The 14,185-nt window shown below is 42.5% G+C and carries 5 protein-coding genes; all 5 read right to left on the reverse strand.

Annotation, left to right across the window (positions count from 1 at the left end):
- Positions 1–3: 3 nt before the first annotated feature.
- A complete protein-coding gene (locus tag HUN01_RS32995; RefSeq protein WP_181932921.1) occupies positions 4–1,428 on the reverse strand; it encodes a carotenoid oxygenase family protein in 1,425 nt (474 codons plus the stop codon).
- Between the two features lie 188 nt (positions 1,429–1,616).
- Positions 1,617–2,972 carry an aldehyde dehydrogenase gene (locus HUN01_RS33000; protein WP_181929693.1) on the reverse strand — a complete coding sequence of 452 codons (1,356 nt, stop codon included), beginning with the start codon at positions 2,970–2,972 and terminating at the stop codon, positions 1,617–1,619.
- Between the two features lie 333 nt (positions 2,973–3,305).
- Complete coding sequence (locus HUN01_RS33005; protein ID WP_181929694.1) at positions 3,306–5,177, reverse strand: NAD(P)/FAD-dependent oxidoreductase; 1,872 nt, start codon at positions 5,175–5,177, stop codon at positions 3,306–3,308.
- A gap of 249 nt (positions 5,178–5,426) precedes the next feature.
- Entirely contained in the window at positions 5,427–7,247 is a 1,821-nt protein-coding gene (locus tag HUN01_RS33010; protein ID WP_181929695.1) for an NAD(P)/FAD-dependent oxidoreductase, read from the reverse strand.
- Between the two features lie 61 nt (positions 7,248–7,308).
- The gene (locus tag HUN01_RS33015; RefSeq protein ID WP_181929696.1) at positions 7,309–14,130 is read right to left on the reverse strand and encodes a type I polyketide synthase; all 6,822 of its coding nucleotides are present in this window, start codon (positions 14,128–14,130) and stop codon (positions 7,309–7,311) included.
- Positions 14,131–14,185 lie beyond the last annotated feature (55 nt).

The following is a 14,185-nucleotide window of genomic DNA, read 5'->3' on the forward strand; positions in this document are numbered from 1 at the left end:
GATTTAAAAAGCTGGATGCATTGATTTTTCTGGAATCCAAGTTCCGTGGAAACCGTAAGGAACTCGCTGGGGTAGAAGAATGCGGGCTACAGGTTTATCTGCGATGTCTTGGGCATTCACCACTACTAGTTCTGAAGTTTTTGTAGCTGTGTCGTAGACGAAAGTTAACAACCAACCATCATCCTCTTGAGTCGCGTTGGAACGGGGGACAAATATTGCCTCTCCTCCATAGCGACCAGTCCCCCACTCATGGACTTGAGAATAACCATTGGCAAAGTCATACTTAATGAGTGCATCTAAAGTAAATACAGGTAGCAGTTCTGGCACCATTCTGGCTGTATAGCCGTATCGATTCCGTCTTCCGACAAATTGCTGATTTAAACTAGGAAATTCTGAAGCTAAATCATCAATTGTTCCTTCTTGGACTGCACCTGTGCGGATATTGAATCGCCAGCCATATAACTGCGGTTTATTAATCTGATTGTGACGTAAGTTTGTTTTGGTCGGTATGTTCAGCAGTTGAGCATCATCTGTGCGACAGCCAATGATAACGACTTCCTCTTCTGTTTCATAGGCGTTGAGAATATGTAAAACATAACAGGTAGAAACTTCAAACCAGCGGATGTTTCTGCCATCGCTATGACGGGAAATAATACCAAAACGGCTGGGCAGATTTGGTTCAAACATATAAGCTGGTTCTCTGCGTTGTAGCCTTTCTAAACTAAATGTCAGGGGCAAATCCATGAATATTGTGTAATTTGCAGTGATGGCAAAGTCATGCATCATCACCCCTGTAGGCAAATCAATCGGAACTGTTCTTAGTAACTCTCCCTCAGATGAAACCACGCTGTACTTTAAATAAGGTGGCTCTAATAAAGAATATCCAAAAAACATCATTTCCCCAGTTACAAAATCAACTTTGGGGTGAGCAGTGAAGGGAGAATTTAGTTGATTTCCATAAGTGAATGGCCCGATTGTTATCAAGTCAGGTATGGTAATTTCGTATGGTTCGGCTCCTTCCCAAAGTGCCAATAATTGACCTGCGTGCCACACTATGCCAGTGTTAGCAGTGTTCTTGAACGGACTGAAAAGATTATTGGGAGGGTTGTGAAGTTGTGGCGATTCCATCAGACTTGTCCAGACGGCTCGACCTACTTTCTGTTCCAGTTTAAATCCCCGTGTCTGGACATAGCGGTTGCGGTAAGTGGCTTTGCCATTATTAATCTCCACCCCGTGCAACATTCCATCTCCATCAATCCACTTGTAATCACCTTTGGGAGAAAACTGGGGATTAGGACCATTGCGGACAAATATTCCTGATAAATCAGTTGGTAATTCTCCAATTACTAAGAGGTCATCTGCTGTGATTTCTGTTTGTATTGGAGAAAAGTTACCTGTAAGATAGGGACTAATTTCTTTTGCGACGATCATAGTCAAGACTACTTGATTACTAGATTAGGAATTCACAATCACTTATTTGAGAATATTATTACTTAGGGACTTCCAAGAAATAAATTATCCAATTTCACCGAATCAAAACGATTTTCTTTCCCCCTGCTCCCTCCTCCCTGCCCCCTGCCTCTATAGCGATGGTATATTTTTTATTTAGAAGTCCCTTAGTGTTTCTTTTTCTCTGGATAGGGAGGATATCTCCATTTCAAATCAATCAGAAAAGATTTATTTAATATGCCTCTTTGATAAGAAAAGTTATCAAAGCCAGCTTTACCATGATAACGACCCATTCCACTAGTACCAATTCCACCAAAAGGTAAAGAAGGAACAGTCAAATGCATAACGGTATCGTTAATGCAGACTCCACCAGAGACAGTTTCTTGCAAAATCCGCTCTTGATTTTTTTTATTACTAGAAAAGAAGTATAAAGCAAGGGGTTTTTGTTGTCGATTCACAAGGGCGATCGCTTCTGATAAATCTGTATATTCTAGAACAGGAAGAATCGGCCCAAAAATTTCCTCTTGCATGATCTTGTCTTGCCAAGAGACTTGATCGATAATAGTAGGAGCAATATAAAGATTCTCTAAATTCGTTTCGCCTCCCACTAAAACATTACCACTTTCTAATAATTGCGAAAGGCGGCGAAAATGTTTTTGATTGATGACTCTAGCATAGCTTTTACTTGCTGAAGGTTCGTCGCCGTAAAAAATTCGTATTTGTTTTTTAATGTTAGTTAATAAATCTTGTTTAATTTTGCGATTTACTAACAGATAATCAGGTGCAGTACAAGTTTGACCTGCATTAAAGAATTTACCCCAAACAATTCTTTTAGCTGTATGTTCAAGATGAATATTTTCATCAACAATACAAGGGCTTTTTCCACCTAGCTCAAGGGTAACTGGTGTCAAGTTTTTAGCGGCGGCTGCCATTACAAGTTTACCAACTTCAGTGCCACCAGTAAAAAAGATATGATCAAAATTTTGTGACAATAGTTCTTGACTAGTTTCAATACCGCCTTCAATCACTTCAATAAAAGATGGATCGAAATTTTCGTGAACTATTTTTTCTATGACTTCAGAAGTATAAGGAGCTATTTCTGATGGTTTTAAAATCGCACAATTACCAGCAGCGATCGCACCCACCAATGGCGCAAACATTAAATTAAATGGGTAATTCCAAGGGCCAATAATCAGAATCACACCAAGAGGTTCAGAACGAACTTGGGCAGAAGAAAGAAACTGATAAAAGGGAGTCGCAACCTTCTGTGGTTTTGTCCATGCTCTAATATTGTTGAGAGCATATTTAATTTCTTCTAAAACTCCAATTATTTCAAAATAAGCTTCAAAGCCTGATTTATGCAAATCAGCTTTTAAAGCTTGAACAATATTATCTTTATTATTCTCAATTGCCTGTTGAAGAATTTTCAGTTGTTGAATCCGAAAATCAAGATTTTTGGTTTTACCAGTCTGAAAAAACTGTTGCTGATATTCAATTTCATTATAATCTACTTGAGTTAGCATGGCTTTTTAGGTGTTAAACAGTAGTTATGCAGTAATTGAAAGAAAGAATGGCAGTAGCTAAATATACAAGTCTTAAAATTCAACTGCCATTTTCATATTTGTTGTTATCAAACAGAATTCAGGAGTCAGGAGTCAGAATTCAGAATGAATTGTGTATGACTGGCGGATAGCACAGTGTTAGCGAGTCTTCTCCTGTCGGAGACGCTACGCGAACGATAGCGCAGCGTTAGCGAGTCTGCGAGCGTCGCGTCTTGATTCTGACCGGAGGCGGAGCGTCTCCGGCTCCGCTCCTGAATTCTGACTTCTGAATTCTTCTTCAATCTCCAGCTAAAATTAAGACTTGATTTCCGCTGGCAACGTGACTAATTCTGGAACCTTTAGTGTATTTTCGTCCTTTAAGCTTGGGAGTTCATGAGTCCCATTTTGTAACGTCTTTTCATTAGCCAAACTAATCCAGGGCTGTAAGTCGGGTTGGTGTTGGTAACTCTTGAAATCTTCTCTAGCTTTTGCAGTGATACTGTTGTCTGGCACGCCTTTGGTTTTCAATTTGAAAAGCCAGTTATCCCAACCTGCTAGAGCAGATGCTTTTAGCAAAGCGAAAATGTGCTTAAGATTTTGTGGTGCTAACAAACCTTTTAGTCCAAAACCCTTCCATAGGAACTTAAGGTACCAAATAGCAACGAAAAAGTGAGTGTATTGCATAGATACAAAAACATTAGTTCGTTGGGGTTCGTACTTGGTGAGGTGGATGAATTCGTCAAAATCCCGGCTCATTATGTAATTAAAAGGCAATTCATCTGCTCGATGGGTGTACATAAACCCGATGTTGGCGTTCTTCTCTGCCAACTCTGTTAACTGTTGATAGACAGCAGTTAATATTTCGGTAATATATACACGACCTGGTTGCTTAATTTTTGCCAGGAATTTCAAATCTAAATGCCACTTACCGACATACAAAGGAATCATCATCCCAAACCACCACATGTTTTCTATGAACATGCGATGACTCATGATGCTAGCGTTACCAAGATGCTTAGGATGATGGCTGACAAGAAGATTGTTGCGATCGATCATCCCTAAATTAAAGCCATTGTAAACCGCCCGCTTCTTCTCTGCATCTGGCTCACCTGCTAACTTGGCACGAATCACTTCTGTAATGGTGTCTATTTCAAAGGACATCATCGTCATTCCCATCGAGTAGAAGGGATCGAAGATAGCTGCTGCATCACCAATTACATACCAGTTATCTTTTGAGAGTATGGTCTTGCTCTTGTGCGCTAGCTTGGGCCAGTAATGGAAATCAATTTCCTCTCCGCTCTTGAGCAGTCGATACATAATGTTATGGTTTGCTTCTAGAAAAGCATAAAACTTTTCTTTAGTGTTGACAGTCTGGGCCTGAATATAGTCGTGATGGTGGACTAATCCGATTGACAACTCCATATTTTGGGTATCTGTGGGAATCATCCAAACCCAATGTCCGTGTCCCATCCAGTGATTAGTAGCATAGTAGTGGCTACAAGTTGAAACTAAAGGATCGTAACCACTGTGAAAAATAGTGCGATCGACATTTTTAACGCGCATCCATGCTGAACCATTGTTAACACCACGGACGTTTTCAGGGCCAAACAACACATTATCTGTCTTGCGACCGATGATAAACTTGCGTCCTGCCGCATCAATCACATGTTTAGCTGTAAGTTCGAGATACTGACGATCGAGTTTGACTTTGACTACGTTCAGGCCATCCCCAGACGTTAGGTCAACATCAACAACACGACCTTGATAAAAGACAGCGCCCATCTGCTGATTCATCCTCAGCACATCCCGCTCAAATTTGGGGCGGTGAATCAGAACAGAAGCCAATGGTGGTTGCCGAATAGCCCAGAGATGATGATAGTCATTAATGTTTTCTGTACTTTCTGGATGCTTAGGCCAATGAAAGTTTAAACCAAATTTTGGCGGATGATGCTCAACCATGTAGTCATAAAGACCCAACTCCTTGCAGATCATCAGGGTAGAGATTTCAACCGCTGACTCACCCACTTTCAAATCCTTTTCTGTCCGTTCTTCAGGACGAGGATCGACCAAAGCAATTTTGATATTAGGAACATTAAGTAGTAGGTGGCGAGCTTGACATACTCCCGCCAATCCAGCACCCATAATGACTACATCATAATCATAGGTTTGGCACTGAGTGTTGTTCATTGCATTTTCCTTTTCGCTAACTAGAAAATTTGATGAATTTGAAAAATTTCGTCGGAAAGTTCAGGAATTTTGAGTTATTTCTTTCCTTTGTGTCCTCTGTGAGCTTCTTTACGAGTGGAAGCAGGCGACTCTTTTAGATAATTCTTAAAAGTAGACGTTTTGCGGCTACTTTTAAACACAATCTAGTAATGAAAAGTTTGTAGTAAGCACTTTAGTGCTGAGAAAATTAAGGACTACTAGATAGGATTGCTATAACTCAGATGTGACTAGCTCTTGCTCTGGCAATTTTTGAGATTCAGCACTCTTACTCTTGAGCCAAGGCTCCAATTCAGGTTGATGTCTATAATTCTTGAACTCTTCTGTCACCCTAGCAATTTCACTATTAGCTGCCGTACCTTTGGTCTTGCGTCGGTAAATTAGATCATCCCAACTAGATTGAGCAGATGCATTGAGTAAAGCAAAAACATATTTTAGATTAACTGGTGACAACACACCTTTTAGTCCAAAACCTTTCCACAAAAATTTGAGATACCAAAGAGCAACAAAGAAGTAAATGTTTTTCATGTATGCAAAAACATTGCATCTTTGAGGTTCGTATTTTGTGTTTTGCAAATAGCTATCAAATTCTTGGGTCATGTAGTAACCGAAGGGTAATTGCTGCCCTCGGTGAACATACATCATGCCAATATTAGCATCTTTTTCTATGAGTTCATTGAACTGTTCATACACATGAGACATCAATGTTCTGATCACTTGACGACTTTGTTGGCTAAATCTGCGGAGAAACTTCAAATCTAAATGCCATTTGCCAACATACAAAGGCACAATCATCCCGAACCACCACATGTTTTCTAGATAGACGCGCCAGCTCATGATGCTAGCATGACCAAGTTGTTTGGCGTGGTCGTGGAGAAGATGATTGCAAGACTCTACATAGCCAAGATTGTAGGCATTATACACAGCCCGCTTCTTCTCTGCATCCGGTTCACCTGCTAATTTTGCTCGGATAATTTCTGTGACACTTTCCATTTGAAATGTCATCATTACCATTCCTAAGGAATAGAAAGGATCGAAGATGGCAGCTGCATCACCAATTACATACCAATTGTCTGGAGAAAACAGAGTTTTACTCTTGTGTGCCACCCTTGGTAAGTAATGAAAGTCAATATCTTCTCCACTCTTGACTAGTTGGTAAAGAATGTTGTGATTTGATTCTAAAAAAGCATAAAACTTTTCTTTGGTGTTAACGCTCTGCGCTGGGATGACTTCATGATGATGAGATACCCCTACTGATAATTCCATAGTCTGAGTATCTGTAGGAATGACCCAGATCCAATGGCCGTGACCCATCATGTGATTAGTGGCATAGTAATGGCTACATGTAGCACCTGTAGGATCGTAACCACTGTGAAAAATGGTGCGATCGACATTTTTAACCCGTACCCATGCAGAACCATTGTTAAGACCAGCGAGTTTCTCAGGGCCAAAAAGTAGATTGTCTGTTTTCTGACCAATGATAAATTTGCGTCCTGCTGCATCAATAAGATGCTTGGTTGTAAGTTCTAGGTAGTCATTACCTATTTTCACCTTAACATTGTTTGGGATATCACCAGAGCCTAAATCAACGTTGACTACACGACCATTGTAAAAGTCAACTCCCATCTCCTTATTCATTTTCAAGACATCCCGCTCGAACTTGGCGCGGTTCATGAGAACGGAAGCTAGCGGGGGTTGTTTAATAGACCAGACATGATAGTAGTCATCGATGGTCTGTGTATTTTTTGGGTCTTTGGGCCAATGATAGTTTAGTCCAAATTTCGGTGGATGATTCTCAATTAAATAATCATAAAGACCTAACTCTTTGCCGAAAAAGAGAGTAGAAACTTCGACAGTTGACTCACCAATTTTTAAATCTTTTTCAGTCCGTTCTTCAGGACGTGGGTCAATTAAGGCGATTTTGATGTTGGGAATATTCAGCAGCAAGTGACGAGCTTGACATACTCCAGCGATCCCAGCACCCATAATGACGATATCGTAAGCTTGAGACTGAGTTGTGTTGTTCACTGACATTTCCTATTTCGATGACTAAAAGTTTTGCGAGGTAAGCAGATTTTTGATTGATTAAAGTTAGTTAAATTGAGCCAGCAATCCAATTTAAAGAGCGGAATGGGACAACAACTAGAGCAATTATTCTTTCAGGGCTGCGTGTCAGTTGAATGGGAAAAGTGAGAACTTTAAGTTGACTGTTAAGAGCCACATCACTGAATAAAATGCTATCCCCTTCTATGCGTTCGATCGCTAGGTTAATGTCTTTTGCCTTAGTCGCCTTACGCAAGGCTTCTATGGCTGTCCAAATCCGCGTACCAGCCCGATCTACCGAGTCTTTGCTTTCTAGCTGTTGGATTAATGGGTATCGAGAAGAACTTAGTAAGGCAACCCAATCTTCTACACTGCGATGAGTTACCGGTTCAATATCACAACCCTGCACTCCTCGACCGGCAACACAGAAACAAACACGTTCGTCATGGGAAAGCGATACTTCTATTTTTTCTTCTGCGAGTCCTACAACTACTGGTTTACCAGATTCCGTCCACTGAATCCGTACTTTGGATATGAGATTAGCATTATTGTTCAGCAGTTGAGCGATCGCTCTATGGAATAGAGGTAGTTCCAGTTGATGACGTTCCGTGGGTAATAGTGCATGGATACCAGGGAGATAAGCCAATGATATCTCTGGTGCAACGACTTTGAATAAAGGCGATCGATTGCTCAATTCTCTGTAAATAATCTGTTCATCCCTCTGGCTAGGATCGGCCAAATCTTCAGCAGTGGGATTCTCTTCACGGTGTTCTAGTATCCGCAATTGATAGCTACTGAGTCTTTCCATAACACGCCCATCGGCAGCTAAAAGAAAAACATTACTGTGATACTGTTGACCTTCTCGCCCTTGGGGTGTGGTAACACCAATATATGAACCACTTCCATCTCGATCTGATTGATCGATTTCCAGACTGTCGATGCGGATGGGCAAACAAAGATCCTGTGGAATTACTAGTTGTCCAGCTTGCAGCAATGAGTCTCTGCAATAAGGATCTCCGAGCAAGAAAGGCCCTTGCGCTCTATCTAAAGATTGTTCTTGCTCCTGGGCAGAATACAAGTTTCTGTGGGTTTTGAATATACACCTGTGGGAATTCAGGCTATAAATCTGTTGTAAACGCTGAAACTTGGGGCCTTGGAACAGTAACCAACTATAAAGATCCGCTTTCGGCTCAATATCTAGAGGTACTTCTGGAAGTTCAACCTGTTCTACAGATGGATTACTTTCAACACCTAGTAAAAATGTGGCTGAAAAATGGCTGATGGCAAATCCTGTCTGTTCGGTTTTGATAGTTACATAAACTTGCTGTGGATCATTTTTTAGTTCTCGTTCAAGTACCTCTGCATGAATTTCGATGTCCACTCCTTTGTCAGGAGCTACAACAATCGGACGTTCCAAACGAATATCTTTTATCTGCACAGTTGGTAAGGAATCTTTGCCAGTGACATAGGCAACTGCTTGGGCCATAGCCTCCAAACCGAATACAGTCGGGAACAGATATGAACCTTTATAGAGGTGATCCTGTAAGTATGAATCCTGCTCAAGATTGAGGTGCGCTCTCAAAACAACCTCTACACCCGGTTGATAAATCAGAATCTTCTCTAAAAACTTCGACGAAGCAGGAGGTGAGAACAATCCTGGATACCAAGTATCAAAACCACTTGATTCAAAAGCAGCTAAGGTTTGCATAGGTGCTGCGATCGCAACTCGCAAATCTGCGGGTTCATTTTTGATTAAATGCAAGAATCGACTAACGCCTGCATCTTTGGGAATGGCACTGATACCCATTTTGTTCAGGCTCCGAACGCTACCCATCCGCGCTCCCATTCCTACCTCTTCCCACACACTATATGCCATTGAAATCACGGCGGTTTGAGGGTGTTGAGCTTTAAAACGGCGTAAAATCAGATCCAAAGTTTCATTAGAGAAGCCATACCAAGCATTGCGTTGCATCCCTGTAAAGCCGATGACCGAGGAAAAACCGGCGAAAAGCTTCAGTGGAGTAGCTTCCAGTGCTTTGTATAGATTAATCAAACCGAGAAGTTTAGGACTGATTTCATCAAATGCTGCTTCTGTAGAAACTTGCTCAATCAGTCTTGGCTTATTAAGAGCAGCTCCATGAATTACTCCTGATATCTCACCTAGCTCTTGTCTGACTTTTTGCAAGAGATTTACTACTGCCTGGTAGTCAGCAACGTCACATGCATAGTAGTGGCAGGTTAGTCCTTCAGCATAAAAGCGCCCAAGAGTACGGGTAATATCAGAACTACTACTTTGTTGAATGTTGTCATCAGGATGAGGTGAACGTCCTACAAGTGCCACACGGATACCTGTGTCTTTAGCTAGAGCCAGGGCACACTCGGCAGTAATCCCTTTTGCTCCACCGGTGACGAGGATGACATCCTCAGATGACCAAGTAATTTGACGATCTAGATAATCTACAGGTTGTTGCACCTGAGGCCGAGGAACGTAGCGCTTGAGATCAGTATCGTAACTTACAGTTGTATAAACATGGGGAGTAGAGAGTTCTCTGAAGACACATTCTGCCAGACTGCTGGGATCTACCGTGGGGGAGAAATCAACTACCCGAACTTTGAGATCGATGCGCTCTAGATGCAAACTCGCTGCAAAGCCAACTGTACAACATTGTTCAATATCTGCTAGTGGTAGTTGCGCTCCGAAATATCCCCCACTAAATTGGACATAAGCAACTGTTGTATGGTCACGGGATGCTAGAGGTGGAGTGGCGACACTGCGTAACCGTTCAATCATGCCAATCAAACGGGCTTCTGATGACAATTGAGTGTTGGGCGTACAAGGCAATACTGCAATGAAGTGAGTTACATCGACGTTGTTAGTGAGTGTCTGAGGGCTGACTTCTGCAAAAGTTACACTTTGAACTTGAGCGCCTTGAGTGCGAAGCCGATCGCACAAGACTGCTATTTTATCTGCATTACTGAATTCGTAAAGAATCAGCACATTCGCAGTCTGCCAGTTTTCTGGCATTTGTCTGCCTAAAGCAACTGAAGGAAGTTCCTCTGGAATATTTTGGATGATGTAATCACGCACCAGTTGCTTACGTGTTAATTCTGGCCCGCCTGCTGGTGTTTTGCCGTTGTTTTGATTTTTGAAATCTTGCTTTAAAGAAACTGTTGAGAGCGGTTCTGAGATTTTAATTCCATTCCCGTTATTATTTGGGATGAAATTATGAATTGTTTCAGCAATCTCATGAATCGTGGCATTGGCTAGAGAAGGCGGGTCAATTTTCCCAGCAGCCCCAAATAGCTTGGCGGCTTCTGCGACAACTTCACCGGCTTTGATGGAGTCGAGGTTGAGATCGTCGAGTAATCGCAATTCTGCTGTGATACTTTCTCTGACATACCCTGTTTGTTGGATAATCAGGTCGGTCAGTGAGGAGGCGATCGCATCGGTTGTACCCATCGTCGATACTAAAGAAGCGCGATCGCTTGACATAAAACTGCGAATCGTTTCAGCAATCTCTTGAATGGTGGCATTAGCTAAAGCAGGTGGGTCAATTTTTCCGGCGACACCAAATAGCTTGGCGGCTTCTGCGACAATTTCACCGGCTTTGATGGAATCCAGATTGAGATCGTCAAGTAATCGCAATTCTGCTGTAATACTTTCTTTGACATATCCTGTTTGTTGAACAATCAAGTCTGCCAATAAAAACTCAACACTCTGATTACCATTTGCCACAACGCCATTAATTTCCCCAGGCTTAAGTAAGGTAGAAATAGCAGTATGAAAGCCATTACCATTAACTGTGTGAGTTGTTCTGGCAGCATTTTGAGGAGTTGCAACTAAAGGCATTTGCAGATCGGCTCGGATGACTTCAGCTATAAACTTACCGCGTCGAGCTAAATAATCTTGCAGCACTTCTGGTGAAATATGGTTGTGTTTGCCAAACACTGAATAATTCAGCAAGCTTTCAGAAGTAATTTCCAAGGATGGAGATGAGTGCGTTGCAGATACATGAAATGGTCGTTCTACAGGATTGTCGATGAAGATGCGTTCTGAGGCTGGTACAAAAGGACGTATAAGCCGACCTTCGTAAAGTGCTTCCCAGTTGATGTCATGACCACGAGCAAATACGTTAGCTAACATCATGTTCAACGACTGGTCAAATCCAGGTTTGGCTTCTACAGGCATACATTGCAGCCCTTGCAACCCGTTGATGTCGTTTACCAATCCAGAGAGTACTTTTCCTGGGCCAACTTCTATTAGTAGGTCGCATGTCTGCTCTAGAGTTTTCACCAGCGATACAAAGTCCACTTGCGCTAGTACCTGATGGGCAAAGTGGTCGCGCAATTGCAATCCTGTTGGCGGCTGTTTGCCATCTACAGATGAAACAAGGCTTATAGTGGTCTTCGGGAGTGTATCTGGAACTAGTTCATAGTTGTGTAGATATTCGGCAGCTTCCGAGACAAGTTGAGAATGAAAAGCATTAGAAACTGGAAGCTTGTATGTCTTGATTTCTTGAGCAGCGGCCAGTTCAATTACTTGCTCAATGCTCAATTGCTCACCAGATATGACGATCTGGGTAGGACTATTGATATTTGCAATCACGGCATAGCCATTGACTTGTTTTAACAATTCCTCGGCTTTGTCACGGGAGCAAGCAATACTTACCATGCTTCCCCCTATGCCTTGGCCAGAAGCAGACATGGCACGTCCGCGAACAGCAGCTAAACAGATCAAAGTTTGCTCGTCAAACGCACCTGCGGCGTGAAAAGCAGTTAGTTCCCCCAGGCTATGACCACCTGCGGCGATCGGCTTTAATCCTAGATGTTGGAGGTAGTGTATCCACAGGAGGGAAGCGAGGCAGATGGCTGGTTGAGCGATTTCAGTTTGGGCAATTTTCTGAGACCATTCTTCAAACTGCTCTTGATTGATAGCACGATCTACAGATTTATAGATCGACTCACTAATACTTGGAGCGCCAATTTCTTGCAGCCATTTGTCAGCTTGATTTACTAGTTTCTTGGCCCAGCTAAAGCGTTGTACGAGGGTACGGGCCATATTCAACTTTTGAGAACCTTGACCGGGGAAGAGAAAACCAATGCGGCTTTGCTGGACTTGATTGCCAATCCAAATTCCTTGCTGCGGGTTGAGGATTATTTCTCCCTGAGCCAATGGTTTAGCGTTCAATAATTCTTGTAAGAAACTCAGACGTTCAATCAACTCTTCAGGTAAACGGGCGATGAGTGCTGCTCGTACTGGTAGTTGTTGGTTTAGTTGTTGAGCAAGATGTGCAGCTAGATCAATTAGTTCGCTTAAACTCAATCCTTGTACTTTCGGGAGTAATGCATCTATGCTTTGTAACAAAGCTGGGATTGATGCTGCACTCAAGACAAAAATCTCTGTTTCTTGAGCAGAAACTAACAAAGCCTGCTCATCAATTAATGGTTCAAGTTGAGTAGCAGGAGCATCGCCAGATTCTAAAGTGACGTGGCAATTGATGCCGCCAAATCCCATTGCAGAGACTCCAGCCCGGAGTGTGTCTGTTGTCTGGCGAACTTCTCCTTGAAGCACCGGGTAAAGACAGTGGGCGGCTTTGTCAAATACTTCGTTTGGCTCATTGCAGCCAGCTAATGGCGGTATTACTCGGCGGTTAACAGCCATAACAGCTTTGATGAACCCTCCAATGCCTGCTGCGGCTTTGGTATGCCCAACTAGGGATTTGAAAGAGGTAATACCACAAGAGCGGGAAGGTGTTTCACTGTTTGTACCCATAGCTAGGGCAATACCTTCTAGTTCGACGCGATCGCCTACTGGTGTCCCTGTACCATGACCTTCTATAAAATCAACGTTATTTAAGCTGTAACCGGCTCGGTTATAGGCCCGGCGTAGTGCTTTAGCTTGTCCTTCCCGACTCGGAGCTGTTAGACCTCCTTTGCCATCAGATGATATTCCCCATCCATTCAACACTGCATAGATATAATTATTGTCGGCACGAGCATCTTCTAAGCGCTTCAAAACGACGAAGCCAGCCCCTTCTCCAGGGATAAAGCCACTGGCTTTTTTATCGTAAACGGTCATATCTTTGCTAGTCAGGGCACCTGTTTTGGCAAATCCTACTAGTTCAAAGGTGTCTAGACTAATATCTACACCACCAGCCAGAGCCAAATCGAGGTCGCCGTTGCTTAAAGCGTTAGCAGCAGTGGCAACCGCAATTAGGGACGAAGAACAAGCTCCATCTACTGTATAACCACCGCCATGAAAGTTAAAAAAGTTACAAATTCTCCCAGCAATAGTGTTAGAAAGGTTGCCGGATAATGTGTCTTCGGTAAATGGTGAGAATACTGACTTGTAGTATTCTTGCATTGCTATTGCCAGTTCATCTATGACTTGCAATGGTAAACCTTTCGCCTTTGCCGCTGCATGTATTACCCGTTGGATAAATGGCCAGCGTAGTCGCATGTTGTTAGAGCGTGTTTGTTCTCCTGTTAAGGAATTACCGAGGATTACACCTGTACGTTCGCCCTGAACATTTGCCCGTGTATAACCTGAATCCTCTAAAGCTGCGATCGCTACTTCTAATGCCACCCAGTGAGCGATATCTGCTGTCTCTACTACAGTTTTAGGAATGCGCTTACTTGCCCAATCGAACTCAAAACCCTCAATTACAGCCATACGTTTCCCATAGGTTTTGTCTGGAACCGTCGGGTCTGGATCGTAATAATCTGCAAGTGGTAGCCGCCGATCTGGGGATTCTCTAAATTGTCGTCGTCGCGAAAGTATGTTTTCCCAAAGCTGTCGTAAATCCCTTGCACCGGGATACCAACACCCCATACCAATAACCGCAATTCTAGGTTTAGATCCTTCTATGTACATATCTTTAATAACTTTGCTTCAAACACAAAATTGAATAAATCAAGAAAAATTTAGT

The organism is Nostoc edaphicum CCNP1411 (assembly GCF_014023275.1).
Taxonomy (GTDB): Bacteria; Cyanobacteriota; Cyanobacteriia; order Cyanobacteriales; family Nostocaceae; genus Nostoc; species Nostoc edaphicum_A.